The sequence below is a fragment of the Arthrobacter sp. NicSoilB4 genome, from assembly GCF_019977335.1.
Lineage (GTDB): Bacteria > Actinomycetota > Actinomycetes > Actinomycetales > Micrococcaceae > Arthrobacter.
The window spans coordinates 3294364-3319925 of record NZ_AP024653.1; the positions used below are offsets into that span (position 1 = coordinate 3294364).

At 68.0% G+C, this 25562-nt stretch carries 23 protein-coding genes and 1 pseudogene; 6 read left to right on the forward strand and 18 right to left on the reverse strand.

Going from position 1 to position 25562, the window contains the following annotated elements:
- Positions 1–85: 85 nt before the first annotated feature.
- A complete protein-coding gene (locus LDO13_RS15030; protein WP_224047487.1) occupies positions 86–346 on the reverse strand; it encodes a glutaredoxin family protein in 261 nt (86 codons plus the stop codon).
- A gap of 112 nt (positions 347–458) precedes the next feature.
- On the opposite strand from LDO13_RS15030, the gene LDO13_RS15035 reads away from it, so the two are divergent.
- Positions 459–1277 (forward strand): HAD-IB family hydrolase, encoded by an 819-nt coding sequence (locus LDO13_RS15035; RefSeq protein ID WP_224047488.1) that lies wholly within the window; start codon positions 459–461, stop codon positions 1275–1277.
- A gap of 418 nt (positions 1278–1695) precedes the next feature.
- On the opposite strand, the gene LDO13_RS15040 is transcribed toward LDO13_RS15035, so the two are convergent.
- The 4 genes from LDO13_RS15040 to LDO13_RS15055 all read right to left on the reverse strand — a co-directional run bounded on the left by LDO13_RS15040 (position 1696) and on the right by LDO13_RS15055 (position 4460).
- A complete protein-coding gene (locus LDO13_RS15040; protein WP_003792170.1) occupies positions 1696–1794 on the reverse strand; it encodes an AURKAIP1/COX24 domain-containing protein in 99 nt (32 codons plus the stop codon).
- Between the two features lie 201 nt (positions 1795–1995).
- Positions 1996–2208, reverse strand: coding sequence for a helix-turn-helix domain-containing protein (locus tag LDO13_RS15045; RefSeq protein ID WP_024365616.1), 213 nt, complete (start codon positions 2206–2208; stop codon positions 1996–1998).
- 188 nt (positions 2209–2396) lie between these two features.
- Entirely contained in the window at positions 2397–3509 is a 1113-nt protein-coding gene (locus LDO13_RS15050; RefSeq protein WP_224047489.1) for a 3-deoxy-7-phosphoheptulonate synthase, read from the reverse strand.
- 261 nt (positions 3510–3770) lie between these two features.
- Positions 3771–4460: an FCD domain-containing protein gene (locus tag LDO13_RS15055; RefSeq protein ID WP_224047490.1), complete on the reverse strand. Its 690-nt coding sequence runs from the start codon at positions 4458–4460 to the stop codon at positions 3771–3773.
- Between the two features lie 120 nt (positions 4461–4580).
- Here LDO13_RS15055 and LDO13_RS15060 point away from each other — a divergent pair, with 120 nt between their 5' ends.
- A complete protein-coding gene (locus tag LDO13_RS15060) occupies positions 4581–5909 on the forward strand; it encodes an alpha-hydroxy acid oxidase (protein WP_275959836.1) in 1329 nt (442 codons plus the stop codon).
- A gap of 95 nt (positions 5910–6004) precedes the next feature.
- On the opposite strand, the gene gdhA is transcribed toward LDO13_RS15060, so the two are convergent.
- Both gdhA and LDO13_RS15070 read right to left on the reverse strand, forming a co-directional pair.
- Positions 6005–7342 carry an NADP-specific glutamate dehydrogenase gene (gene gdhA, locus LDO13_RS15065; protein WP_224047491.1) on the reverse strand — a complete coding sequence of 446 codons (1338 nt, stop codon included), beginning with the start codon at positions 7340–7342 and terminating at the stop codon, positions 6005–6007.
- Positions 7343–7493: 151 nt separating this feature from the next.
- Positions 7494–8066, reverse strand: a complete 573-nt coding sequence (locus LDO13_RS15070) for a metalloregulator ArsR/SmtB family transcription factor (RefSeq protein ID WP_224047492.1) — start codon at positions 8064–8066, stop codon at positions 7494–7496.
- A 162-nt stretch (positions 8067–8228) separates the two neighbouring features.
- Between LDO13_RS15070 and LDO13_RS15075 the strand changes: the two genes are divergently transcribed.
- On the forward strand, positions 8229–8738 hold the full coding sequence (locus LDO13_RS15075; protein WP_224047493.1) for a hypothetical protein: 510 nt from the start codon (positions 8229–8231) through the stop codon (positions 8736–8738).
- Between the two features lie 9 nt (positions 8739–8747).
- Here the strand turns inward: LDO13_RS15075 and LDO13_RS15080 are convergent, their stop codons facing one another.
- Entirely contained in the window at positions 8748–9971 is a 1224-nt protein-coding gene (locus LDO13_RS15080) for an acetoin utilization protein AcuC (protein ID WP_224047494.1), read from the reverse strand.
- Positions 9972–10074: 103 nt separating this feature from the next.
- On the opposite strand from LDO13_RS15080, the gene LDO13_RS15085 reads away from it, so the two are divergent.
- Both LDO13_RS15085 and LDO13_RS15090 read left to right on the forward strand, forming a co-directional pair.
- Positions 10075–11505, forward strand: coding sequence for a potassium transporter TrkG (locus LDO13_RS15085; RefSeq protein WP_224047495.1), 1431 nt, complete (start codon positions 10075–10077; stop codon positions 11503–11505).
- Positions 11498–12184 carry a TrkA family potassium uptake protein gene (locus tag LDO13_RS15090; RefSeq protein WP_056433668.1) on the forward strand — a complete coding sequence of 229 codons (687 nt, stop codon included), beginning with the start codon at positions 11498–11500 and terminating at the stop codon, positions 12182–12184. Before LDO13_RS15085 ends, LDO13_RS15090 begins: the two co-directional genes overlap by 8 nt.
- 47 nt (positions 12185–12231) lie before the next feature.
- On the opposite strand, the gene LDO13_RS15095 is transcribed toward LDO13_RS15090, so the two are convergent.
- The 9 genes from LDO13_RS15095 to LDO13_RS15135 all read right to left on the reverse strand — a co-directional run bounded on the left by LDO13_RS15095 (position 12232) and on the right by LDO13_RS15135 (position 22473).
- A complete protein-coding gene (locus LDO13_RS15095) occupies positions 12232–13740 on the reverse strand; it encodes an FAD-dependent oxidoreductase (protein ID WP_224047496.1) in 1509 nt (502 codons plus the stop codon).
- Between the two features lie 18 nt (positions 13741–13758).
- A complete protein-coding gene (locus LDO13_RS15100) occupies positions 13759–14337 on the reverse strand; it encodes an HhH-GPD-type base excision DNA repair protein (protein WP_224049804.1) in 579 nt (192 codons plus the stop codon).
- Positions 14338–14379: 42 nt separating this feature from the next.
- Positions 14380–15213, reverse strand: a complete 834-nt coding sequence (gene proC / locus LDO13_RS15105; protein ID WP_224047497.1) for a pyrroline-5-carboxylate reductase — start codon at positions 15211–15213, stop codon at positions 14380–14382.
- A gap of 203 nt (positions 15214–15416) precedes the next feature.
- Complete coding sequence (locus LDO13_RS15110) at positions 15417–16712, reverse strand: RNA polymerase sigma factor (protein WP_224047498.1); 1296 nt, start codon at positions 16710–16712, stop codon at positions 15417–15419.
- 25 nt (positions 16713–16737) lie between these two features.
- The gene (locus tag LDO13_RS15115) at positions 16738–17079 is read right to left on the reverse strand and encodes a YciI family protein (RefSeq protein WP_224047499.1); all 342 of its coding nucleotides are present in this window, start codon (positions 17077–17079) and stop codon (positions 16738–16740) included.
- Between the two features lie 115 nt (positions 17080–17194).
- The gene (locus LDO13_RS15120; RefSeq protein ID WP_224047500.1) at positions 17195–18238 is read right to left on the reverse strand and encodes a Ppx/GppA phosphatase family protein; all 1044 of its coding nucleotides are present in this window, start codon (positions 18236–18238) and stop codon (positions 17195–17197) included.
- A 59-nt stretch (positions 18239–18297) separates the two neighbouring features.
- A complete protein-coding gene (locus LDO13_RS15125) occupies positions 18298–18744 on the reverse strand; it encodes an SseB family protein (RefSeq protein ID WP_224047501.1) in 447 nt (148 codons plus the stop codon).
- A gap of 117 nt (positions 18745–18861) precedes the next feature.
- Positions 18862–21600, reverse strand: coding sequence for a type I DNA topoisomerase (gene topA, locus LDO13_RS15130; RefSeq protein WP_224047502.1), 2739 nt, complete (start codon positions 21598–21600; stop codon positions 18862–18864).
- 180 nt (positions 21601–21780) lie between these two features.
- Positions 21781–22473, reverse strand: coding sequence for a winged helix-turn-helix domain-containing protein (locus tag LDO13_RS15135; protein ID WP_224047503.1), 693 nt, complete (start codon positions 22471–22473; stop codon positions 21781–21783).
- Between the two features lie 189 nt (positions 22474–22662).
- Between LDO13_RS15135 and LDO13_RS15140 the strand changes: the two are divergent.
- Positions 22663–23817, forward strand: a pseudogene (locus LDO13_RS15140) (MFS transporter); the annotation flags it as partial.
- Between the two features lie 78 nt (positions 23818–23895).
- Here LDO13_RS15140 and LDO13_RS15145 read toward each other — a convergent pair.
- Positions 23896–25545 (reverse strand): methyltransferase, encoded by a 1650-nt coding sequence (locus LDO13_RS15145; RefSeq protein ID WP_224047504.1) that lies wholly within the window; start codon positions 25543–25545, stop codon positions 23896–23898.
- Positions 25546–25562 lie beyond the last annotated feature (17 nt).

The window sequence follows — 25562 nt, forward strand, 5'->3', positions numbered from 1 at the left end:
CTCCATTGAGTCGCGTTGTGACTTCCACTCTAGGGCCCCCGCCGTTCAGCGGACAAAGCATTGCCCTCCAGCCGGTCCCGGTGCCTCAGACCGGCCGGCCCAGCGCCCGCCGTAGCGTCCGTTCCAGCCGGACTTCGTCGATCTTCCAAAAGTCCCGCTGGACACCGTCCACCAGCACCACCGGGATCTCCTCGGCAAAGCGTTCCCGCAATTCGGCGTCGTCGTCCACTGACTGCTCCCGCCAGCCGATCCCCAGTCCCGCCGTCACGCGGTCGACGGCGGCGCGCGCCGCCGAGCACAGGTGGCAGTCAGCTTTGGTGATCAGGACGACGTCGGGGTTTGGCATGGCTCCACGGTAGCCCGGCGGGCGGTCCTGCGTCGACGCGCCAGACGCATCCGGCACTGCCGCCGCGGGCCGGACGGCAGGAACTGGTCCCGGCTTTGACTAGACTCGTGGCATGTCCGAAGAGAAGTACGTCGCTGTGGTCACAGAGCCTGTTGCAGAACCGCAGCACGGCGAAGCCGCGTTCTTCGACGTCGACAACACGCTCATGCGGGGTGCCAGCCTGTTCCACGTGGCCCGCAAGATGCACCAGCGCGGGGCGTTCACGATCCCCCAGGCGGCCGGGTTCGCCTGGAAACAGCTGATGTTCGTGCTGCGCGGGGAAAACATGGATGACGTCCATGCCGTCCGCGACACCGCCTTGGGCCTCGCCTCCGGGTTCACCGTTGAGGACATCGAGGCGCTCGGCGAAGAAGTCTATGACGAAATGATTGAATCCCGGATCTGGCCGGGGGCCAAGGCCCTGGCCGAACAGCACCTCCGGGTGGGCCGCAAGGTCTGGCTCGTGACGGCGACGCCGATTGAGGTGGCCTCCGTGATCTCCACCCGGCTGGGCCTCACCGGCGCCCTCGGCACGGTGGGCGAAATCCAGGACGGCTCCTACACCGGCCGGCTGGTCGGCGACATCCTGCACGGCCCCGCCAAGGCCGTGGCGGTCACCGCCGTGGCCGAGGCCGAGGGCCTGGACCTGGCCCGGTGCTGGGCGTACAGCGATTCGCACAATGACATCCCGCTCCTGAGCATGGTGGGGCACCCCGTGGCCATCAACCCCGATTCCCGGCTCCGCCGCCACGCCCGCGAACACAACTGGCCGGTCTACGACTTCCGTTCCGGCCGGCGCGCGGCCACCTTGGGCCTCAAAGCTGCCACAGCCGGAGGGGCCATCTACGGCCTCTGGCGGGGGTTCTCCCGCTTCCGCGGCCCCACAGTCTGATCCCGCGCTACACTTCCGGCTCCGCGCTACACTTTCGGACGGGCGCGATGCGGATCCGCGTAGCACCAAGCCCAAACCGCGTCGGCTGTCCGAAAGCGCAGCGCCGACGTCAACCCCTCGCCGGTCCAAGGCCACGTCGCAGTTTCTGAGCCCCCACCACTTCCGCTGCGCTTCCGGCCCAGCGCTACGCTTTCGGACGGGCGCTACGCGGATCTGCGTAGCGCTTGGCCCAAACCGCGTCGGCTGTCCGAAAATGCAGCGCCGATGCCACCCCAGGTATGTCATTCCAGTACGCCTCGGGACCTGCAACCGTGCCGCACAGCTGAAGCCGCGGCGCCCCGACGGACCAAGGGCGCGACACCAAAGAAAATGCCCGCTGCCGGAAAGGCAACGGGCATTCACATGATGCGAAGTATCTCTACTTCTTATTGCGACGCTGGTGGCGCGTCTTGCGAAGCAGCTTGCGGTGCTTCTTCTTGGCCATACGCTTGCGACGCTTCTTAATAACTGAACCCACGAAAGTTCCTTACCGGCTAGATGCAGTACCTGCCTGTTGGAAAGGGTCCACGGGCTAAGCAGCAGACTGTACAACTGACAGGTTCTTACAATGACGTAAAACGTTCCTTAACAGGGTACCGCCTATCGGGGGCACACCACGACCGCAGGCACGCCAGGGCGTCTGCAGGTCCTCATTCCGGCCACAGAAGACGCGGAAGAATCAGGCTGTTTCCGTGTGCCCGTCGACGACGGCACCCTTGAGGTACTGTTCGACGGCGGTTTCCGGCACCCGGTAGGAGCGCCCGAAACGGACGGCCGGCATCTCACCGGAATGAACAAGCCTGTACACGGTCATTTTGGACACGCGCATCACATCCGCGACTTCGGCCACGGTCAAGAAGCGTGCGTTGGAGAAGTTAGCCTCCGAAGACATTTCCCTATTCCTTTACTCAAGCGAACGGCAGCCCCATCTGAACGACATGGCGGTGTGCCGATGCTGAGCCATCAAACAACCATGTGTTAGATACTCTAGGGGCTGATGGTGCCAATGTGAAAGAGTTGCGCGGGAATCTCCGGGCACGGATTCAGAATTTGTGGGGCTGCCCCTGACCGCACTGGCGTCTAGACGCGGCTCCGGCGGATGCGCGCGGAGGCCGCAAGCTGCGCCAGGACCGATGCCGTGACATCCCAGTCCATGCAGGCGTCCGTCACACTCTGGCCGTAGACCAGCGCGTCCGTGCCGGCGGCATGCTCGGCGACGTCCAGGTTCTGCGCCCCGCCGACCAGGAAACTCTCGAGCATGACGCCCGCGATGGCCCCCGCCGGGGCGCCGCCGCTCTCCAGCTGTGAGCCGATTTCGAGGGCGACTTCCGCCTGCCGGTGGTGGTTCTTGCCGCTGTTGGCGTGGCTCGCATCCACGATCAGCCGCGGGTTGAGCTGCTTGGCGGCCAGCTTGGCCGTGGTGGCCGCGACGTCGGCGGCGGAGTAGTTGGGGCCCTTGCGTCCGCCGCGGAGGATGATGTGGGTGTCCGGGTTGCCGGCGGTGGAAACCAGGGCGGCCCTGCCGTCGCCGTCGATGCCGAGGAACGCCTGGGCCGCCCCGGCAGCGCTGCACGCGTCCAGCGCGACCTGCAGGTCGCCGTCGGTGCCGTTTTTGAACCCGATCGGCATGGACAGCCCCGACGCCAGCTGGCGGTGGATCTGGCTTTCAGTGGTGCGGGCACCGATGGCGCCCCAGGAGACCAGGTCCGCCATGTACTGCGGGCTGATCGGCTCCAGGAACTCGGTGCCAGCGGGCAGCCCGAGCGCCGTGACCTGCTGCAGGAAGCGGCGTGCAGCGCGCAGCCCGGAGGCGATGTCGTGGCTGCCATCGAGCCGGGGATCGTTGATCAGGCCCTTCCAGCCCACCGTGGTGCGCGGCTTCTCGAAGTACGCCCGCATCACAATCAGCAGGTCTTCCTTGTGCTTCTCGGCCTGGCTGACCAGCCTGCGGGCGTATTCCAGGCCGGCCTTGGGATCGTGGATGGAGCAGGGGCCCACAATGACGAGCAGCCGGTCATCGACCCCGTCCATGACGGCGCGGACCTCGTCCCTGCCCCGGGCTACGACTTCGGCCAGCCGGGTGTCCAGCGGCAGTTCCGCGACCACGTCCTGCGGAGTCGGCAGCGGGGTGAACTCGCTGACGCGGAGGTTAGAGGTGGACAGCTGGGATTCGGGGGCTGCTTCGATGCTCATGTTCGGGGGTCCTGTTCCGGGGGTGCGGAGCGGGCCCAGATCAGAACCCGCCGGGAAATGGCGAAGGGCAGAGAATGATCTCTGCCCTGTTGGCTCTGAAGGAAGGTTGGATGCGTGTCAGCTAGACGCGGGCCCCTCCAGAGCCAACGAAAAATACGCATACCAACGGTTTGTCATGACCCGACCATAGCCTTGCGGTTGTCTTCACGGCAAAATCCGGCACGTAATATTGCGGCGCAGCACCGCACGGCAGCCGGTGGATCAGTCCCCGGTTCCCAGCCCGGCTTCGGTGTAGAAGCCCTCGATGTGGTCCGCCACCAACTGCGCAGCCCGGCCGCCGTCGTGGCTGGTGATGGCCGCCAGGATGCCCCGATGTTCGGTGCGGAGCCGCGCGGCAGTGGCATTCCAGTCCGGTAGGTGTCCGGTGAGCCGTCCGGCATAGTCCTGGATGGCCTCGCGCAAGGAGCCCATCATGGCGCTGACTACCGCGTTGCCTGCGGCATCGGCCAGGGCCAGGTGGAAGCGGACATCCAGGGCAAGGAACGCCTCCGTCTCCTCGCAGCCGTCCATCTGCTCCAGCAGCCGTGCCGCCTCGGCTAGCGCAGGCGAGTCCGGGTTGGCCCGGGAAGCGGCCCAGGACTCCAACAGCACGCGGGTCTCCACGATGTCCTTGACCGGCAGGTGCGAGGTGGCCACATGCAGCCGGAGCGCCGAGCCCAGCGCCGCAGCCGGATCGGCGATGACGACGGTCCCGGCTTCCGGACCCGACCCCACCCCGGCCCGGAGAACACCCATGGCTTCAAGGACGCGGATGGCCTCGCGGACGGAGGTGCGGGAGACCTGCAGCTGCTCGGCGAGCGAGCGTTCGGCCGGAAGCCGGCCGCCCAGGGTCAGCTGGCCGCTGGAGAACTGGCCCTCGATCCACTTCAGGACAAGCTGGTGCGTACGCATGGGCCCATCCTACTTGTTGTGGTTGGACCACACGCCTAGACTGTGGTTGGACCACACCTCCCGGCGACTTTGCCGTCCGGAGGCCGACACCAGGAACACGAGACCTGCCCGGAGGCAGCAATGACGCAGACGATCGAACCCGGCAACCCCGAGGTGTCCACCCAAGCCGGGGACACCGGCGCGGTCCATCACGCCGCTGCGGGCGGCCCGGGAAGCATCCCGGCAGCCCTCAAGCGCCGCGTTCCGAAGTACTCGGATCTGGCCCCGCTGATGCAGTTCAAGAAGCCGGAGTTCAGCCGTGCGGCGAGACTGCGGCGCGCCAGCACCATCTGGGACCTCCGGGACATGGCAAAGCGCCGCACGCCGCAGGCCCCGTTCGACTACACCGACGGCGCCGCCGAAGCCGAAATCACGCTCCGCCGCGCCCGCGAGGCCTTCCTGGACATCGAGTTCCGTCCCGGCATCCTGCGCGATGTGTCACACGTCGACCTCGGCACGCAGATCCTCGGCAAACCCTCGCGGCTCCCGGTCGGCATCGCACCCACCGGCTTCACTCGGATGATGCAGTCCGAGGGCGAATACGCCGGGTCCCAGGCAGCCGCCGCCGCCGGCATCCCGTACACACTCTCCACCATGGGCACGGCCTCCATCGAGGACGTGGCCGCCGCGGCGCCGGACGGCCGGAACTGGTTCCAGCTCTACCTGTGGACGGACCGCGACCGTTCGCTGGAGCTGATCGAACGCGCGGCCAATGCCGGCAACGACACCCTCATGGTTACGGTGGACACCGCCGTCGCCGGGGCCCGGCTGCGCGACGTCCGGAACGGCATGACCATCCCACCGGCGCTGACAATCAAGACCGTGCTGGATGCCTCATACCGGCCGGCGTGGTGGTTTAACTTCCTCACCCACGAGCCGCTGACTTTCGCGTCGCTTTCCCGCTACACCGGAACCGTCGCGGACCTGATCAACTCGATGTTTGACCCCACCCTGACGTTCGACGACCTCGACTGGCTGCGCGAAACGTGGAAGGGCAAGCTGGTGGTCAAGGGCATCCAGACCGTCGAGGACGCCCGGAGAGTGGTGGATCACGGTGCCGACGGCGTTGTACTCTCCAACCATGGCGGCCGCCAGTTGGACCGGGCCCCGATCCCCTTCCATCTGCTCCCGGACGTCTCCGCGGCGCTCAAGGCGGACAACAGCGACGCGGCGGTCATTCTGGACACCGGCATCATGAGCGGCGCGGACATCATCGCGGCGCTGGCCTTGGGCGCCGACTTCACGCTGATCGGCCGCGCCTACCTATACGGGCTGATGGCCGGCGGCAGGGCCGGCGTGGACCGGGCCATCGAAATCCTGGAAAAGGACATGCTCCGCACCATGGCACTGCTGGGCGTCAGCCGGATCTCGGAGCTCACCCCGGACCACGTGCGGATCCTGAAGAAGTAGCCCGCAGCTCTGCGAGTTTGCCGTTCGCGGCAATGTCCGTCGATGACATTGCCGCGAACTGCGAACTCGGCGTGCCCGGGCACGGACGGTCAGCCCTAGATGAGCCCCTGGGCGAGCATCGCGTCGGCTACCTTCACGAAGCCGCCAATGTTCGCGCCCAGCACGTAGTTCCCGGGATCCCCGTACTCGTCCGCCGTGGCTGCGCAGCGGTCGTGGATTCCGACCATGATCTCCGTGAGCCGCTCTTCGGTGTGCGCGAAGGACCAGGAATCGCGGCTGGCGTTCTGCTGCATTTCCAGCGCGGACGTGGCCACGCCACCGGCGTTGGCTGCCTTGCCCGGGCCGAACAGGACGCCGGCGTCCTGGAAGACCGCGACAGCCTCACGGGTCGAAGGCATGTTGGCGCCCTCCCCCACCGCGAGGAGTCCGTTGCGGACCAGGCGGGCGGCGGCGGCGCCGTCGAGCTCGTTCTGCGTGGCGCACGGCAGCGCGACGGTCGCGTCGAGGTCCCAGACGGAGCCGCCGTCCACGTAGTCGACGGCGGAGCGCCGGATCCCGTAGTCCTTGAGCCGTCCGCGCTCGACCTCCTTGATTTGGCGCAGCAGCGCGACGTCGATCCCGGCCTCGTCCACGACGTAGCCGGAGGAATCCGAGCACGCCACCACAGTCGCGCCGAGGGACTGCGCCTTGGCGATCGCGTTGATGGCGACGTTGCCGGAACCGGAGACCACCACGCGCTGGCCGTCGAAGGACAGGCCGCGGGTCTTGAGCATTTCCTCGGCAAAGATCACGGTGCCGTAGCCGGTGGCTTCGGGCCGGACTAGTGAGCCGCCCCAGGAGATGCCCTTGCCGGTGAGGACGCCGGATTCGTAGCGGTTGGTGATGCGCTTGTACTGTCCGAAGAGGTAGCCGATTTCGCGGCCGCCGACGCCGATGTCCCCGGCCGGGACGTCCGTGTACTCGCCGATGTGGCGGTACAGCTCGGTCATGAAGGACTGGCAAAAGCGCATGATCTCGGCATCGGAGCGCCCGCGCGGGTCGAAGTCGGAGCCGCCCTTGCCGCCGCCGATGGGCATGCCGGTCAGGGCGTTCTTGAAGATCTGCTCGAAGCCGAGGAACTTCACGATGCCAAGGTTCACTGAGGGGTGGAAGCGCAGGCCGCCCTTGAAGGGGCCCAGTGCTGAGTTGAATTCCACCCGGAAGCCGCGGTTGATCTGGAAGCGGCCGGCGTCGTCGACCCACGGGACCCGGAAGATGATCTGCCGTTCGGGCTCGCAGAGCCGCTCGAGGACGGCGCCTTCAAGGAACTCCGGGTGCCGGTCGTGCACCGGGCCGAGGCTTTCGAGGACCTCGGTGACGGCCTGGTGGAACTCCCCTTCGCCGGGATTCCGTGCCAGCACCGTGTCCCGGATGGCTTCCAGCCGTGCGTCCATTGCAACTCCCTAAACCTTCAGCGCCCCTCGTCGGGCGCGACAAAACAAGCCTTTCCATGGTTGCACCGGGCCGGAGCGGATATCCATTCGGGCACCGGAGATCGCCCCCGCGTGACAGGAACGGGGTGATGCGGGGCACAAACGGGCGGGGCTACTTCTTGCGGCCGAACTTCGGCAGGTTGGCCAGGAGGTCGGCGGCCTTGGTGGCTGCCCGGCCGACGGTACGGCCGATCTGCTGCGGCATTTTGTCCTCGCCTGCCGTGCCGACCGGGAGAACGACGGCGGGACTCAGCGGGCTGCCCGCGGCCCGTCCGGCGAGCGCCGCGGCAGGCTGTGGGGCGGGCGCAGGCGCGGCTGTGGCGGCCTCGGCCAGGGTGTCGGGGACGGAATGCAGCCGGTGGTCCGGCGTCCGGACGGGTGACGGTGCAGGTGATATCGCCTGTGGCGTCGCCGGGGCGGCAGCGCCGACGTCGAACGTCTCCAGCCAGCTGGCGATCCCGGCGAGCGGCTTGGGGTTCAGAGTGTAGTAGCGCTTCTGGCCCTGGGCGCGCATGCTCACCAGGTCCGCTTCGCGGAGCACTTTGAGATGTTTGGAAATGGTGGGCTGGCTGGCCTCGAGCTCCTGGACCAGCTCCCCCACTGCTTTGTCCCCCTTGCGGAGGGATACCAGAATGTCACGCCGGGTTGCCTCAGCAATGACGGCAAATACGTCGTCTGTCACCATGCCCTCCACACTAGCGACATATACGCCGGATGGCATCCACCAATTGCGGCCCCCGATGCTACCCGCCGGGCATTGCCCCGCTCCGGGGGCGGTGCTAGAACGGACACACCGCCTGCCCGGCAGGTGCGGCCGCAGCCCACCGACCCCAAGGAGTGGACCATCATGGGGGACTTCTTCCGGAAACAGCTGTTCAACATCATCGCTGCCGTGTTCCTGGCACTGTTCGTGATCGTCTGGGGAAGCGTCCTGATTCAGGTCTGGGTGTTCGTCCCGGTGGTACCGGGCACCCCGCCCGAGCTGAACGGCGCCGTCGTCTGCGCCGCCGGGGCGCTGTCCACCTCGCTGAGTTCACTGACCGCCTCCGCCCTCGGTTTCACCATCGCCGAGGTGCGCCGGGAGGAGCAAAGCAGCGGAGAGGCCGCGGGCAAGGCCCAGGCCGGTGTGTTCGACGCCGGGGGGATCACCACGAAGCTCTCCGGCCGGGTCATCACGGCGCTTATGGTGTACCTCGCGATCGGCCTGCTGGTGCTGGGTGTGTGGCTGGTGAAGGGCACCGCATCGAGCGACCTGATCGGGGCGTTCTCGCTGTCGCTGCTGGGCTGGATCATCGGCGCCGCCGGGGTGGTGTTCCAGACCGAGAAGCCCAGCTCCGAGCCGCACGCAGCAGGTTAGCCGCAGCAGTCAGTCGAACCAGGGGTCCAGTCCGTAGAGCGGGAAGACTTCCTTGCGCGTGGCCATCACTGTCCGGTCCACTTCGTCGTTCGGATCGAAGCCGACTTCCCAGGAGCGCCACCAGAGGTCGACGTCGTCGCCCATCATTTCCGGCGCGGCCACGCCGTACTTGGACCCGTACGTGTCCTTCACATAGCTGCGCCAGTCCTCCGGCACGGGCGTCCGGAGCGGAACGGGGCGCCCAGCCGCGATGGCGATCAGGTGGCTCCACGACCTCGGCACCACGGTGACGACGTTGTAGCCCCCGCCGCCGGTGGAGATCCAGCGGTTCTCGCAGTAGCGGGCCGCGAGGTTGCCGATGGCGGTGGCGGCCTCCCGCTGGCCGTCGACGCTGATGTTGAGGTGCGTCAGCGGATCCAGCCGGTGGGAGTCGCAGCCGTGCTGGCTCACGATGACCTCCGGCTCGAAGGCGCCCACGAGCTGCGGCACGACGGCGTGGAAGGCCCGGAGCCAGCCGCCGTCCCCGGTCCCGGCCGGCAGGGCCACGTTCACGGCGCTGCCCTGCGCGTTGGGCCCGCCGATCTCGTTGGCGTAGCCCGTGCCCGGGAACAGGGTCAGCCCCGTCTCGTGCAGGGAAATCGTCAGCACGCGCGGATCATCCCAGAAGATGCTCTGGGTTCCGTCGCCGTGATGGGCGTCGATGTCGATGTACACCACGCGCTGCACACCGCCGTCGAGCAGCCGCTGGATGGCGAGGGCCGCGTCGTTATAGATGCAGAAACCGCTCGCACGTTCGCGGGCCGCGTGGTGCATGCCCCCGCCGAAGTTCACCGCCCGGACGGCGGAGCCGTCCAGGATGGCGGCGGCGGCCAGGAGGGAGCCGCCGGCCAGCCTGGCACTGGCCTCGTGCATGCCGGCGAACGCCGGGTCATCCTCGGTACCGAGTCCGCGCTCGAGGTCCGGGGACCCGGGATCCGCGCTCACCCGCCGCACGGCGGCGACGAAGTCCGGGCTGTGGACCGTGCACAGCTCCGCGTCAGTGGCGACGTCCGGGGCCGAGACGGTGACGTGCTCCAGGTCCAGCAGGCCAAGGCTTCCGGCCAGCCTGGCCGTTAGTTCCATCCGTTCCGGGGCCATGGGGTGGCCGTGGCCGAAGTTGTAGGCGGTCATGGCAGGGTCCCACACCACCGTCGTCGGCAGTGCGGCCTCTGTGAGCCCCGGCAGGTATGTCATCAATCACAGGCTACCGGAGCGCGGGAGGCCTCTCCCCAGTCATTGCACGGGGTTTAGTGGTTTACTACTGAGGGAAACAGTTTCTAGCAAGGAAATGTCACACATGACGCAGAGCCAGTCGAGGTCCAAGAGCCCGGCCAGCTGGCACCCCGGCATTCCGGAGCGGGAAGGCCTGTGGATCTTCACACGCCTTCGCGACTTCATCGACAACATCGCCAACACTTCTCCCGCCCGGCTGGCATTGACCGCGTTCGGTGTGGTGATCCTGGTGTTCACCGGCTTGTTGTCCCTTCCGGTGTCCTCCGCCGCGGGTGAGTTCACCCCGCTGTACCAGTCCCTGTTCACCGCGGTGTCGGCGGTCTGTGTCACGGGCCTGACCGTGGTGTCCACGGCGGTGCACTGGTCGTTCTTCGGCCAGCTCGTCATCCTCATCGGCATCTTTGTGGGCGGCCTGGGCACCCTGACCCTGGCCTCGCTGCTGGCTCTCATGGTGAGCAAGAAGCTGGGGGTGCGCGGCAAGCTGATCGCACAGGAGGCCATGAACGCGGGCCGCCTCGGCGAGGTGGGTACGCTGCTGCGAATCGTCATCGTGACGTCAGTGGTCATCGAGGCCGCGCTGGCGCTTGCGTTGATCCCGCGGTTCCTGCTATTGGGCGAAAGCTTCGGCCAGGCTGTCTGGCACGGGGTGTTCTACTCGATTTCCGCGTTCAACAACGCCGGCTTCACGCCCCACTCGGACGGCATCGTGCCCTACGAGACCGATCTGTGGATCCTCGTCCCGCTGATGCTGGGCGTCTTCCTCGGCAGCCTCGGGTTCCCGGTAGTGATGGTGCTGCAGCAGAACGGCTTGAACTGGAAGAAGTGGAACCTGCACACGAAGCTGACCATCCAGGTCTCGCTGATTCTGCTCGTGGGCGGGACCGTGCTGTGGGGGCTGATGGAATGGGACAACCTGCGGACTATTGGCGATATGACTGTGGCGGACAAGGTCACTCATTCACTTTTCGCGTCCGTGATGACCCGCTCCGGCGGCTTCAACCTCGTGGACCAGAACCAGATGGAATCCACCACCTTGCTCCTGACCGATGCGCTGATGTTCGCCGGCGGCGGTTCGGCGTCGACGGCGGGCGGCATCAAGGTCACCACCATCGCGGTGATGTTCCTGGCGATCGCGGCCGAGGCCCGCGGTGACTCCGATGTAAAGGTCTACGGCCGCACGATCCCGGAGGGCACCATGCGGGTGGCCATCTCGGTCATCGTCGCCGGTGCCACGCTCGTCGCAGTCTCCGCCATGCTGCTGCTGCACATCAGCGGCGCATCCCTGGACCGGGTTCTCTTTGAAACGATTTCCGCCTTCGCCACGGTGGGCCTCAGCACGAACCTGAGTGCAGAGCTGCCGCCGTCGGGCGTTTATGTCCTGAGCGCCCTGATGTTCGCCGGGCGCGTCGGCACCGTCACCCTCGCCGCCGCCCTGGCCCTGCGCCAGCGCAGCCAGCTGTACCACTACCCGGAAGAGAGACCCATCATTGGCTAGTTCCTCAGGCGCCGTCAACCGCCCCGCCCACAATGCCCCTGTGCTCGTGATCGGGCTGGGCCGCTTCGGCGCATCCACGGCTGAACAGCTCGTCAAGCAGGGCCGCGAGGTGCTCGCCATCGAACGCGACCGGAGCCTGGTCCAGAAGTGGTCCAGCGTCCTGACCCACGTGGTCGAGGCCGATGCCACCAACATCGATGCGCTACGCCAGCTCGGCGCCCAGGAGTTCAGCTCCGCCGTCGTGGGCGTGGGCACGTCGATCGAGTCCTCGGTGCTGATCACGGTGAACCTCGTGGACCTCGGCATCGAGCACCTATGGGTCAAGGCGATCACGCCCTCGCACGGCAAGATCCTGACCCGGATCGGCGCCAACCACGTGATCTACCCGGAGGCCGACGCCGGCGTCCGCGCCGCGCACCTGGTCTCCGGCCGGATGCTGGACTTCATCGAGTTCGACGACGATTTCGCGATCGTGAAGATGTATCCGCCGCGCGAAACCGTGGGCTTCACCCTGGACGAATCCAAGGTCCGGTCCAAGTACGGCGTCACGATCGTGGGCGTTAAGTCACCGGGCGAGGACTTCACCTACGCCCGGCCGGAGACGAAGGTGTCCTCACGGGACATGCTCATCGTTTCCGGGCATGTGGACCTGCTGGAAAGGTTCGCCGCCCGGCCGTAGCGCCGGTGGCCGGGCCGCGCGGCCGAGCCCCGGGACGAGCCCCGGGTCTAGGCGCTTCCCCGGGTGGAGGCCGTGGCCTCCGGGTCGGGGCCGGCAGCCAGGTTCCTTGTGGCGGGCCCCTGGATGACGGTGCCGTCAGTACTGAACCGGGAGCCGTGGCAGGGGCAGTCCCACGTCACATCCGTTGGATTGAACTCGACGGTGCAGCCAAGGTGCGTGCAGATGGCCGAGACGGCCTTGAGGTCGCCCGCGGGGCTGACGTACACGGCCGTCTTGGCCCCCCGCACGTCCACCACTTTCCCCTCCCCCGGAGCCACCTCCGCGGGAACGGCGGCGGCCGGCGGAACCCCTTCGGGAGGGCGCGACGGCGGAGCCTCACCGCTTCTGGTGCTGTCGAACACTGCGGCCCACGGGTTGTCGGTGCCGCACAGCGTGTCCCGGAGGATCAGGGCAGCAGCCGTGCCGTTGGTGAGGCCCCATTTGCGGAGTCCTGTGATCACGTGGACATGCCGGGACTCCGGACCCATGAGGCCAACGTAGGGCAGCCCATCGGCCGGCATGGCGTCCTGGGTGGACCAGCGGAAGGCGATCTCCCCGGCGCCCAGGCGGTCGCGGGCAAAAGCCGCCAGCCGGCCGTATCGCTCGGCAGAATCAACGCTTTCGGTGGCAGGGTGCCCTTCACCGCCGGCCAGCACGTAACTGCCGCCCTCGACGTCGACCGTCAGGATGGAGCGCATCGGCTCATCAACGCTGACAAAGGTCGCGTCCAGCGGAGGGGATGCGCTCCGGCCGGCGACGATGTAAGAGCGGTGCGCGTAGCAGCGCCCGGCGAACAGGCCGTTGTCCCCGAACGGCATGTTCGTCGCGACAATGATTTCCTTGGCCCGGACCGATCCCCGCTCCGTGGCCACGACGGCCGGCGAGCCGTCCCGGAAACCCGTGGCCGGCGACTCCTCGAAGACGAAGCTGCCGTTCCCGTCCACGGCACGTGCCAGGCCCTGCACGTACCGGAGGGCGTGGATCTGGGCCTGGCCGTCGAAACGGACGGCGCCTCTGACCGCGAAAGGCAGCGGAACATCGGTCGTGAAGGAGGCCGGCAGCCCCAGGCGCCCGGCCAGCGCTGCTTCCTCTCGCACCAGTGCCAGCGCCGGCGCGGATTCGGCGTACGTGTAATTGGCCACCCGCCGGAAGCCGCAGTCGATGCCCTCCGCCGCCACGACGCCTGCAACGTGGTCAATCGCTGCCTCGTTGGCCTGCCCGTAGGTGCCGGCGGTGCCTGCGCCGTGGCGGGCGGCGAGTTCGGAGTAGGCCAGCCGGTGCAGCGACGTGACCTTGCCCGTGGTGTTCCCGGTGACGCCGGTTCCCACCCGCGCCGCCTCCAGCACAGCCACCGTCAGGCCCGCCCGTTTCAGGGCCAGCGCGACAGTCAGTCCTGCGATGCCGCCGCCAATCACTGCAACGTCCACGTCCAGCCGCGCGTTCAGGGGCGGGTATGTGGCGGTCCCGCCGGTGGCGGCCCAGAGGGAAAGGAGCCGTCCTGCCGGCTGTTCAAACACGGTCCCGACCTCCCCGCATTAGGTTCCCTTCGCGGCGGCCTTGGCCGCCTGCTTGCTGGCCCGCACCTTGACCAGTGACTCCGGATCCACAATGTCAGCGACGGAAAGGTAGGCGTTCTCCTCGCCATAGTGGCCGGCGGCCTCGCGCCAGCCTTCAGCCTGAAGGCCACGCTGCTTTCCCAGCAGCGCCAGGAAGATCTTGGCTTTCTGCTCGCCAAACCCCGGCAGCGCCTTGAGGCGGCGCAGCACCTCCTGACCGTCGGGGTTCCCCTGCGTCCAGATGGCAGTGGCATCGCCGTTCCAGTCACTGTGCACCGTCTCGGCAAGTGCTTGGACACGGCCGGCCATGGATCCGGGGAACCGGTGGACGGCGGGGCGCTCCTTGAACATCTCGACGAACGCCTGCGGATCGTAACCCGCGATCGCGGCGGGGTCCATGGACCCGATGCGCGTCCGGATCTTTTCGGGACCGGCAAACGCCGACTCCATGGTCACCTGCTGGTCGAGCAGCATGCCGGTGAGCAGTGCAAAGGCGTCGTCGCTGAGGAGTTTGTCCGCTGCGGGATCCCCTGTGATGTGCAGTTCCATGGGTCCCATCCTGCCACCCGGGCCGGAATGCGTCATGGGTTGCGCCCGCCGCTAGCCGAGCTGCTTGGTGATCTCCGCTGCCCGCGCGGCGGCGGCACGGGCGCCGTCGGCAATGATCGAGGGAAGGCCGCGGGCATCAAAAGTGGCGATGGCGCGTTCGGTCGTGCCGTTGGGGCTCGTGACGGCCTTTCGCAACGCGGTCGGATCCGCGCCCGGCTCAGCCAACATAAAGCCCGCCCCGGCGACGGTTTCACGGGCAATCCGCAGCGACAGTTCCCGGTCGAGCCCCAGTTCGGTGCCGGCGTCCGCCATTGCCTCAGCGAGGTAGAAAGCGTACGCCGGGCCCGAGCCGCTGATCGCGGACAGCGCGTCGACCTGGTGCTCGGGGATTTCGACGACGGTCCCGGCGGCGGCCAGGACGTCCTTGGCCAGCTGGAGCTGCGCCGGGGAACAATGGGTACCCGGCGACACGGACAGGACCCCGCGGCCCAGCTTCGCCGGGGTGTTCGGCATGGACCGGATCACAGGCTGGCCGGCCGGCAGGGCCGCTTCCAGCTGCTCCAGCGATACTGCGGCAGCGACGCTGATGACGATCGCGTCTGGGGCCAGTGAGTCGCCGATCTCGCGGGCCAGATCCGCGATGCCCACGGGCTTGACGCCCAGGATCACGACGCCGGCGCCGGTGGTGGCCTGCTTGTTGTTCTCGGGCTCTTCCTCGCCGGCGATGGCCGTGATGCCGTGGTGCCGTTTGGCGAGTTCGTCGGCGCGTGAGGCGCGGCGGACCGTGGCGACGATGTCCGCCGGATCGGCGCCGCCCGCGATCAGTCCGCCCATGATGGCCTCGTTCATTGATCCACAGCCCAGGAATGCGATTCGGTTGCTCATGCCCCCATCATTGCAGTCCGGCCCGATTCACAGCCAGCTCCCATCCTCAGGTCAGCATCTTCACAAACTCCGTGGCTAGCGTTGTAGTTACCTCATTGAGGGTGCGAGTGATGCGGCAGGCATGCGGATGTCTGCCCGGCACCGGCGGTCTGCAGCGGGTTTCCCCCCATTTTCCCGCAGCGGACGGCCGGTGCCTTCGTCGTTTAATCCCCCGGGTCCTGCCCGGCTCCCCGCAAGCGGGCTTCCAGGAACGTCCGGTCGGCAGCATTTTGAACCAGCCCCAGCGCGGAGCGGTACGCCGCGGCGGCCTCGGCCGGTCGGCCCAGCCGGACCAGGAAGTCGGCACGGACGGCGTGGAACAGGCAGTATCCCTCCAGCCTGAGCGCGTCGACGAGCGGCAGGGCAGGTTCGGGGCCTTCGACCTCGGCCAAGGCCACGGCCCGGTTGAGGGCGACGACGGGTCCGGGCGCGACGTCGGTGAGCTGGTCGTAGAGCCGGAGGATCTGCCGCCAGTCCGTTGCTGCGGCGTCGGACGCGTCGCTGTGGACGGCGTTGATCGCGGCCTGGAGCTGATAAGGCCCGGGCTGGTTCCGCCGCAGGCATTGACGCACCAGTTCCTGGCCTTCGGCGATCAGGGCACGGTCCCAGAGGCGCCGGTCCTGCTCCGCCAGGAGCACCAGGCCGCCGTCGGATTCCCGTGCGGCGCGCCGTGCTTCGGTCAGCAGCATCAGAGCCAGCAGTCCCTTGACTTCGGGTTCGTCCGGCATCAGCGCCGCCAGCAGGCGGCCCAGCCTGACGGCTTCCCGGCAGAGGTCCCCGCGGATCGGCGGGCCGCCGGAACTGGAGCTGTAGCCCTCGTTGAAGATGAGGTACACCACGGCCAGCACCGGCTGCAGTCGTCCCGGAAGTTCGGCCCCGCGCGGCACCCTGTAAGGGATCCTGGCATCCCGGATCTTGGCTTTGGCCCGGACCAGGCGCTGGGCCATGGTGGGTTCCGGCACCAGGAAGGCCCGGGCGATTTCCGCCGTCGTGAGTCCGCCCAGCAGCCGCAGCGTCAGAGCCACCTGGACGTTTGTGGCGAGGGCCGGGTGGCAGCAGGTGAAAATCAGCCGCAGCCTGTCATCGTCCACTGTGCCCTCCCTTGCGCGTTCAGTGATCACGACTTCTTCGGGTGATGGCGCTGCCCGCCAGCCAGCCGCCAGCAGCTGCGCGGCCTTGAGCTGCTTGTCGCCGCGTCCGGCTTCCCTGCGCAGCCGGTCCACGGCCCGGTTCCGGGCCGTGGTGATGATCCAGCCTGCCGGGCTCGGCGGGATGCCTGTTGACGGCCAGCGCCGGACGGCGAGGGTGAAGGCATCCTGGACGGCGTCTTCGGCGGCGTCGATGGTCCCCAGCATGCGGGTCAGGACGGCCACCGCACGCCCGTATTCCTGCCGGAAGACACGGGCGATGCCCGCTTCCGGACTCCCGGCGGCGGGCTCCTGCCCCGGTACGCCTGTCATGGCTGCGCGGACCTTCCCCGGGGGCCTAGTGCTGAATCGGTCGCACTTCGATGGGAAGGGTGGTGGCGCGGGCCAGCTTGCCGGCCCAGCCAAGGGCGGCGTCGAGGTCGGCCGCTTCAATGACGGTGAACCCTCCGAGGTGCTCCTTCGCTTCGGCGAAGGGACCGTCGGTGATGAGCACCTCGGTGCCCTGCTGCCGCACGACAGTGGCGGATCCCGTGGGATGGAGGCCGGCCGCGAAAACCCAGGCGCCGGCGGCCTTCATCTCGCGGTTCAGGGCCTCGAGGTCCCGCATGATGGGCTCCAGGATTTCCGGCGCGGGGGCGGGGCCGGCGGGCTGGTAAACGCTGAGCAGGTACTGTGCCATGGTGGTGTCCTCCTTGACGATTCAGCCGGCTCCGTGCCGGCCTCTCACCTTCTAGACGAACGGCGTGTGTCCGGATCGACATGCCGCCCGGGGCAGCCCGGCATCGGGCGGCCTCTCACCGGGCGTCGGCCGCCGCGGCCTGCGCCGCTTCCGCATCGTCGCTGTCGGGCGACTGCGGCTCAGCGGGGTGGCCGGTCCCGGTCACGTGGGGCGCAGGTTCCAGCGGCCCCTCGGAGACCAGCTGGTCCAGCCGGCGGAGGATCAGTCCTTCGCGGAGCGCCCAGGGGCAGATCTCCATACTCGGGAATTCGAACAATTCCAGGGCGGCTTCTGCCACGAGGGCGCCGGCCAGCAGTTGGGGGGCGCGGGCTTCGGAGACCCCGGGCAGGTTCAGCCGGTCTTCCACTTCCATGGCCGAAATGCGCTGGGCCCAGAGGCCAAGGTCCGTGGAGAACAGTTCCCTTTTGACGTAAGGTCCGGCGGCGCTGGGCGCGGCCCCTGCGATGCGGGCCAGCGAGCGGAAAGTCTTGGAGGTGCCGGCCACATGGTTCGCCTTGCCGAGCTTCTCAAAGTCACGCGCCACCGGCTTGAGCGTGGTCCGGATGTAGCGGCGAAGTTCCTTGACGCTCTTGGCCGAAGGCGGGTCCTCCTGGAGCCAGTCCCGGGTGAGCCGGCTCGCACCGAGCGGGACGGACGTCGCCAGTTCGGGGAGTTCGTCCTCCCCGTAGGCCATTTCGAAGGAGCCGCCGCCGATATCCAGGTTCAGGATGGGCCCGGCACCCCACCCGTACCAGCGGCGGACGGCGAAGAATGTCATTGAGGCCTCTTCGCTGCCGGTCAGTTCCCGGAGCGTCACAGTGGTCTCATGCTTGACCCGGGCCAGCACGGCAGGACCGTTGGTGGCCTCGCGGATCGCGGAGGTACAGAACGCCAGCAGGTCCTCGGCTTTGTGCTTCGCCGCGAATTCCCACGCTTCGAGGACGAACTCGATCAGCTCGTGCTGGCCGGCGTCGTTGATGCTGCCGTCGTTCTCGAGGAACTGAACGAGGGACAGCGGGCGTTTGTGCGAGGCGAACGGTACAGGGCGCGCGCCGGGGTGGGCGTCCACGAGCAGGAGGTGGACGGTGTTTGATCCGATATCAAGGACGCCAAGACGCATAGTGCCATTATTCCCCCGGGGACGCGGCCCGCCTAACGGGCCGCGTCCCGAATGCCTGGTTAGGCCTGGCCGTCCTGGGAGGCATCATCGGGCTCCTCGGCGGGCTTGAAGTCGCGGCGGATGTTCGCCACGCCTTCCGGATCGATCTCGAAGCCGAAGGCTGCACCCGGGTTGATGACCATGCCGAGATCGTCGCCGAGGTTGCCGAGGATCGCGGCTCCCTGGGTGCCGAGCACGTTGGGTGCGGCTTCCAGATACTGCTCCGAGACGCGGCTTGGGTGGGAGAAAACGGCCAGGACAGGATTCCCGGAGGAGTTGGCCAGCACCAGCGGCTCGACCTGGGCATCGGCCCCCTCGAGTGCGTCGGAGCTGACGATGTAGACCTCGTTGTTGAGGAACGCGAGGATGACGTCAACGGGGTTGGCGTCCGGCTGCTCCCCCACGGCAAGCTTCTCTTCGAGGTCGTTCAGTGGCTGGAGGTCCAAGTGGGCGGGCTGTTCAGTCATGCCTCTACTCGATCACGTTGCGCCCGGGTCCGCAAACGCGAAATCGCCGGAATCCTGCGAAGTCGCCGGGATCTTCCGGCGAACCCGCTCGTTTCCGGCGACTTCGGTGTTGCGGTCTTACTTCTTTGCGGCCGCCTTGCGGGCCGGGGCCTTGCGCGCCGTCGTCGTGCGCTTGACCGGACCCTTGGCGCGCTTCTCGGCGAGGAGTTCGACGGCCTGTTCCCGGGTGAGCTCCTCCAGCGCGGTGGAGCGCGGCACGGTGATGTTGGTGACGCCGTCGGTGATGTACGGGCCGAACCGGCCTTCCTTCACCACGATGTTCTTCTCCGAGACCGGGTCCGGGCCGAACTCCGCCAGCGGCGGGACGGCTGCGCGGGCGCCGCGCTGCTTCGGCTGGGAGTAGATCTCCAGCGCCTGCTCGAGCGTGATGGTGAAGATTTCCTCTTCCGAGCCGATGGACCGGGAGTCCGTGCCCTTCTTCAGGTACGGGCCGAAGCGGCCGTTCTGCACCGTGATCGGATTGCCTTCGGCGTCCTGGCCGAGCACCCGGGGCAGGCTCATGAGCTGCAGGGCCTCGTCCAGGGTGATCGTGTCCACTCCCATGGACGGGAACAGGGAACCGGTGCGGGGCTTGGCCTTGACGGGCTTCTTCGGCGGCTTGGGCTTGCCGTTCTTGTAGTACTCCACCGGCTGGTTCGCGAGCTGTTCCTCGGTCATCTCCGGGATGATTTCGGTGACATAGGCGCCGTAGCGGCCGTTCTTGGCGACGACAGTGTGCCCGGTGTGCGGGTCCGCGCCGAGCACGCGCTCTTCGGGGGCTGCGGTCTCCATCAGCTCAACCGCCTTGGCCGCGGTGAGCTCGTCCGGGGCCAGGTCCTCGGGGACGTTGGCGCGGGCGGCCTCAACCACTTCGCCGGTCTTCGGATCGATCGTCGGGACTGAGCTTTCCAGGTACGGCCCGAACTTCCCGACCCGCAGCGTGATGCCCTCGGTGATCGGGATGGAGTTGATTTCGCGGGCGTCGATCTCGCCGAGGTTGTTGACGATGCTCAGCAGGCCGGGATTGGAATCCTCGCCGAAGTAGAAGTGCTTGAGCCAGGCGGGGCCCTCGGCCTGGCCGTTGGCGATCTTGTCCAGGTCCGCCTCCATGTCGGCCGTGAACTCGTAGTCCACGTAGTCGTGGAAGTGCTGTTCCAGCAGCCGGATCACGGAGAACGCGATCCAGCTCGGGACCAGTGCGGAACCCTGCTTCCGGACGTAGCCCCGGTCCTGGATCGTGGAGATGGTGGAGGCGTAGGTGGACGGGCGTCCGATGCCCTTCTTTTCCAGCTCGGCAGTCAGTGACGCTTCGGTGAAGCGCGGCGGCGGGGAGGTCTCGTGCCCGACGGCGACGATCTCCGAGGCGGTGAGCGCGTCGTCCTTGGCCACGTTGGGCAGCCGGCGGGCTTCCTCGGAGTCGTCGTCTCCGCGGCTTTCGTCCTTGCCTTCTTCGTAGGCGGCGAGGAAGCCGGGGAACGTGATGACGGTGCCGGAGGCCGAGAACTCGGCGTCACGGCTGTCGCCCGGGGCACCTACAGTCACCGCGCCGAGGCGGATGGTCGCGGTGGAGCCCTTGGCGTCGGCCATCTGGGAGGCGACGGTGCGCTTCCAGATCAGTTCGTAAAGACGGAATTCGTCGCCGGAGAGCTGCTTGGCCACCTGGGCCGGCGTGCGGAAGGAGTCGCCGGCGGGACGGATGGCCTCGTGGGCCTCCTGCGCGTTGGCTGCCTTGCCGGTGTAGACGCGCGGAGACGCGGGGACGTATTCCGGCCCGTACAGCTCGGAGGCCTGGCGCCGCGCGGCCGTGATGGCCTCGTTGCTCAGCGCGGAGGAGTCCGTACGCATATAGGTGATGTAGCCGTTTTCGTACAGCCGCTGGGCCACCTGCATGGTGCTCTTCGAGGAGAAGCGCAGCTTGCGGCCGGCTTCCTGCTGCAGCGTCGAGGTGGTGAACGGCGCGGCGGGGCGCCGGGTGTACGGCTTCGTGTCGACGGAGCGGACACGGAAATCGGCGTCCTGCAGGCCGGCGGCGAGGGAGGTGGCGAGTTCCTCGTTGAGGTGCACAACGTTCCGGGAGGTCAGCTCACCGTTGTCGTTGAAGTCGCGGCCGCTGGCGACCTTGGCGCCGTCGACCATTGCCAGCTTCGCTTTGAAGGAACCGGATCCGGCGCCGAACTGGCCGGTCAGGTCCCAGTAGGAGGCAGCCTTGAAGGCCATCCGCTCACGCTCGCGGTCCACCACCATCCGGGTCACGACTGACTGCACGCGGCCGGCGGAGAGGCCCCGGGCCACCTTGCGCCACAGCACCGGGGAGATCTCGTAGCCGTAGAGGCGGTCCAGCACGCGGCGTGTCTCCTGCGCGTCCACGAGGTCCTGGTCGACGTCGCGGAGGTTGTCCATGGCGCGGTGGATGGCTTCCTTGGTGATTTCGCCGAAGGTCATCCGGTAGACCGGCACCTTGGGCTTGAGCACTTCGAGCAGGTGCCACGCGATGGCCTCGCCCTCGCGGTCCCCATCGGTTGCGAGGTAGACAGCGTCAGCGTCTTTGAGCTGGGCCTTGAGCTCGGCGACCTTTTTCTTCTTGTCCGGGGACACCACGTAGTACGGCTTGAAGTCGTTATCAATGTCGACGGCGAACTTGCCCACCGAGGTCTTCTTGAGTTCCGCCGGCAGTTCCGAAGGCTGCGGGAGGTCGCGGATGTGACCAATGGAGGCCTCAACAATGAAGCCCTCGCCGAGGTACTTGGCGATGGTCTTGCTCTTGGCGGGAGACTCCACAATCACGAGTTTCTTACCGGTTTTGGCCTTGCTTGGCACGGTGCTCCTACAGAAAAAGGTTTCTCGGGCAGATGCGCCCATACCCGCCTAGTTCACCATATTTTGCGGATTCCCGCGCATTCGGCCTGTAATCGCGGGGCTCCGGACACGACTTCCGGACGTAATGGACGAGCGCTTTTCCGCCCCCGGCCGGGCGCGGCCACCACGGCCTGGATGCAGTCAGGCGGGACTTCCGGGAGGGGTGCCGGAAGGGCTGCCGGCAGGGTTCGCCGGAGCCTTTCCACGGTCATCCGGAATCAGCGACCACATGGTCGCCATCCGCTCCGCACCTTCGGGGACGTGGTCCGGGTCCTCCAGCTCGTAGTCCCGCAGCAGGTCGAAAAGCCGGTTGTTCAGCTCTGCCCGCTGATCCGGGGTCAGATACAGCAGATTGCTGGCCAGCACCACGGAGGAGGGCCCGTCGACTGCTTCGCCGCGCTGGCGCTGCTCGTCCCGGGTCTTGGCGTACGCGCTGACCCGCCGGCGGTAGGCGTCCAGTTCGAGGTCCAGCACGGCGAACTCGGGGCTCGCGACGCCTCCGCCCGAGTTGATGGTGAAGTCGGTGCCTGCGGCTTTCCAGCGGCGCTCCCGGGCGTCTCCGGCCGTGGCGGCCGGCACCACGATGCCCCACTTCTGCAGGGCGCGCAGGTGATAACTCATGGCGCTCGGCGTGAGCCCGGTCTGCGCGGCAAGTTCGGTAGCCGTCCGGCTCACCTGGGTTGAATACAGTTCGGAGATGACTTCCAGCCTGGCAGCATGGGCAAGCGCCCGGATCGCCTTCGGGTCGGTGATCTCCACTTTCTTTTCCGGACGCTGCCGGCGCTTCGTGGCCGGAGGGACCGGCGGCTCCGCCGTTGGGGTTTCTGCATTCACACCACAAGTCTACCGAGCGCCGCCAAACTATGAAAGAAGTGCTTGACACTACGTTGCGCCGGGGAGTACCTTGCGAATATGAAACATACACTTCATAACTTGCCCGGCGATTCCGTGGCAGCGCAGCCCCTCTGGCGCAACCGCGACTTCGTCCTTGCCAGCAGTGCACGCTTCATCGCCACCGCCGGCATGGGCGCGGTCATCATCAGCGTCATGCTGCACCTGCAGAACCTCGCCGCCGCCGGCCAAACCGCCGTTGCCGGGCCCTGGCTCGTGGCGGCCTATCTGCTGTGCTCGGCGCTCCCGCTGGTGCTGCTGGCGCCGTGGGCCGGCCGGCTGGCGGACACCCGGGATTCCCGGACGCTGGCGACGGCGTCCTCCGTGGTCAGTGCCGCCGCGGTCGCCGGCATGGGGCTGGGGATGCAGTATCTGGACAACTACCTTCCGGTGCTGTTTGCCATGACGTTCCTCCTCGACACCGCCCAGGCCGTGGCCGGACCGACGTGGCAGGCCCTGCTGCCCCGGATCGTGGGCGAGGAACGCACCCCGCGCGCGCTGGGCACCATGCAGGCAACCATCATGATCGCGGGCATGGTGGGACCGGCGGCGGGCGGGCTCCTCAGCGGCTGGGGCGGATCCGGGCTGGTGTTCGCCGCCGCCAGCGCCTGCTATCTGGTGATGGCCCTGGGCGCCCTGCTGATCCGGACCCGCCGCGGCACCGCCGCCGAGCGCGTCGGCAAGGACAAGCCCGCCCTGCTGGATGGCCTGCGCCTGATCCGCCGCGACGGCCTGGTCTGGGCATTGGTCCTCGGCGCGTTGTTCTTCATCACCGTCGGCGAGGCGACCAACGTCCTTGAGGTCTTCCTCGCCCGCGACGAACTCGGCGCCTCCGAGACGCAGTACGGGCTGCTGGCGGCGTCATTCGGCCTCGGGATGGCTTCCGGCGCGGCGCTGGCCAGCCGGATCAAGACCCCGCCAGCCCGCCTGCGCGCACTGCTGGCTTCGATGGCCCTGACCTCGGCCTTCCTGGGCATCATGGCACTGGTGCCGAGCGTAGGGCTGTTGTTTGTGGCCTACACGGCCATGGGGGCCGCCTGCGGGGTGCTGAACGCGTGCTTCGGGGCGATTGCGATCCTCCGGATCCCGGAAAGCGGACGCGGCCAGGCTATGGCGATCATCGGCGGCATGACCCGGGCCGTCTCCATCGGGGCGCTCGCGCTGGGCGGGCTGCTTGGCGCCCTGCTCCCCATCAGGGTGAGTTTCCTGGTCGCCGGAGTGGGCGGGGTCCTGGTGGCTCTGGCCGTGACCGTCTACGTCCTGCCGCGCCACGGCAGCGACGGCGCAGCGGTCGGTACCGGCGACGCCGCCGCCGACGCCGTCACCACGGCAGCCGCGGCGGACCTGCCGGCCGCGCCGGCTGCGTCAGGCGGGCAGCAGGAAGCCGTCGCGGACCAGGTTGCCAACCTCGGTGAGGAGACCGGTGCGGAAGGCCTCCGCGTCCCAGCCTTCACCCCCGCCCAGCAGCGCCTCGAGGGCGCCGATTATCTGCCCGGCGGACAGGTCGCCGTCGCACGCTGAGACAAAGCCTGCCAGTTCGGTGCTCAGCAGGTTGGTACGGCGCAGCCCGGCACCCTGGCGCAGCAGGATGACGCCGGGGTGTTCGGCACCGGGGCGCTGGTGCCGCTCCTCAGTGACGTCCCCGGCCACGAGCAGATGCGCTGCTGCCAGATCGTGGGCGGCCAGCCAGTCGGCGCGTTCCACGGCGGCGCCGAGGTGCGGGCCGACGGGCTGCTCGATCGGATAGGTGATCTCCTCGAAGCGCGCCAGCACCGGGGCGCCATCTGCGGGACGCCGCAGCCAGATCATCCCGAATCCGATCGCCTCGACGTTGCGGGAGGCGAAATCGTCCAGGTAGGCGGCGTAGGAGTCCCGGTAGAGCCGCCGGTCGCGTGCCTCGGAGGCGTCCTGCAGCCAGGTCTCGGCGTATTGTTCCGGACTGACCTGCTCACGCTGGATGAACCAGACGTCGGCGTCCGGGCTGGCCCAGCTTTGCGGCCGTTCAGCCCAGGCAGCGCCCGCCGCGATCTCCCAGTTGCCCAAAAGCTGGGCTGTTCCGCCCGGGGTGAGGACCGAAGGAAGGGCCCGGACCAGCGAGGCGACGATGTCATCGCCCGGCAGGCCGCCGTCGCGGTAGGTGAACTGGTCCGCGGCCGCCTCGCCCACGCTGCGCGGCGTGATCACGAAGGGCGGGTTGGAGACCACCAGTTCGAACTCCTCGCCCGCCACCGGGTCGAGCAGGGAGCCCCGCCGCAGGCTCACCCGGGTTTCCAGCTTGGCGGGGTCCAGGTGCAGCTGATCGGCGTTGAGCAGCAGGTTGAAGCGGGTGAACGCGAGGGCGCGGTCCGAAATGTCGGTGGCCGTCACGTGCTCGGCATGGTGAAGCAGGTGGAACGTCTGGATGCCGCAGCCGGTGCCAAGGTCCAGGGCGCGGGCCACATGCCGCCGGGCGGTGACCTGCACCAGCGTGGTGGATGCCTGCCCGATCCCGAGCACGTGGTCGTGGCGCAGCACGCCGGGGCGCTGATGGGCGGCCAGATCACTGGCAACCCAGAGCTCGGCCCCGCCGCTGCCATCAGCATTTTCCCCCTGGCTGCCGTCCTCCGGGGCCTTCTCCCAGCCATACGGGCGAAGATCCACCTTCGCCTGGAAGAGGCCCTCCGATGCCTTCTCAACAAGCCCCAGTTCCAGCAGGCCCTCCGTGCGGATGCCGGGAAGTGCGGCATCGAGCGTTGCGGCCGGCTGCGGTTCGGCCAGCAGCCAGAGGCGGACGACGGCGGCGAGGGCCGCCGTCGCCGGCTCCGTCTGGAGTGCCGCTTCGGTGGTGATCAGCGCGGGGACGAGCTGGTCGCGGGACAGCGCGCCGTGGGCTGCCGGGCCGAGGAGACCGGCGACGCCGTCAACGGTATAGCCGATGCCGCGCAGGTCCGTGGCCAGGGAAGCCAGCAGGCGGGGGAGGTCGCTGCGGGGCGCGTCGGGGGTGTTGCCGGCGGTGAATTGCGTTGAGGGAGTCACCGGACAAGTTTAGTCCC

Bases quoted from the DNA above. Each gene is read 5' to 3' on its own strand.
- LDO13_RS15110 (WP_224047498.1), bottom strand. From the start codon at position 16,712: ATGACAGGCGTACCGGGGCAGGAGCCCGCCGCCGGGAGTCCGGAAGCG.
- LDO13_RS15030 (WP_224047487.1), bottom strand. From the start codon at position 346: ATGCCAAACCCCGACGTCGTCCTGATCACCAAAGCTGACTGCCACCTG.
- LDO13_RS15125 (WP_224047501.1), bottom strand. From the start codon at position 18,744: ATGACTGAACAGCCCGCCCACTTGGACCTCCAGCCACTGAACGACCTC.
- LDO13_RS15055 (WP_224047490.1), bottom strand. From the start codon at position 4,460: ATGCGTACGCACCAGCTTGTCCTGAAGTGGATCGAGGGCCAGTTCTCC.
- proC (WP_224047497.1), bottom strand. From the start codon at position 15,213: ATGAGCAACCGAATCGCATTCCTGGGCTGTGGATCAATGAACGAGGCC.
- LDO13_RS15080 (WP_224047494.1), bottom strand. From the start codon at position 9,971: ATGACATACCTGCCGGGGCTCACAGAGGCCGCACTGCCGACGACGGTG.
- LDO13_RS15100 (WP_224049804.1), bottom strand. From the start codon at position 14,337: ATGGGACCCATGGAACTGCACATCACAGGGGATCCCGCAGCGGACAAA.
- LDO13_RS15050 (WP_224047489.1), bottom strand. From the start codon at position 3,509: ATGAGCATCGAAGCAGCCCCCGAATCCCAGCTGTCCACCTCTAACCTC.
- LDO13_RS15045 (WP_024365616.1), bottom strand. From the start codon at position 2,208: ATGTCTTCGGAGGCTAACTTCTCCAACGCACGCTTCTTGACCGTGGCC.
- LDO13_RS15115 (WP_224047499.1), bottom strand. From the start codon at position 17,079: ATGGCACAGTACCTGCTCAGCGTTTACCAGCCCGCCGGCCCCGCCCCC.
- LDO13_RS15035 (WP_224047488.1), top strand. From the start codon at position 459: ATGTCCGAAGAGAAGTACGTCGCTGTGGTCACAGAGCCTGTTGCAGAA.
- LDO13_RS15120 (WP_224047500.1), bottom strand. From the start codon at position 18,238: ATGCGTCTTGGCGTCCTTGATATCGGATCAAACACCGTCCACCTCCTG.
- LDO13_RS15085 (WP_224047495.1), top strand. From the start codon at position 10,075: ATGACGCAGAGCCAGTCGAGGTCCAAGAGCCCGGCCAGCTGGCACCCC.
- LDO13_RS15060 (WP_275959836.1), top strand. From the start codon at position 4,581: ATGACGCAGACGATCGAACCCGGCAACCCCGAGGTGTCCACCCAAGCC.
- gdhA (WP_224047491.1), bottom strand. From the start codon at position 7,342: ATGGACGCACGGCTGGAAGCCATCCGGGACACGGTGCTGGCACGGAAT.
- LDO13_RS15070 (WP_224047492.1), bottom strand. From the start codon at position 8,066: ATGGTGACAGACGACGTATTTGCCGTCATTGCTGAGGCAACCCGGCGT.
- LDO13_RS15075 (WP_224047493.1), top strand. From the start codon at position 8,229: ATGGGGGACTTCTTCCGGAAACAGCTGTTCAACATCATCGCTGCCGTG.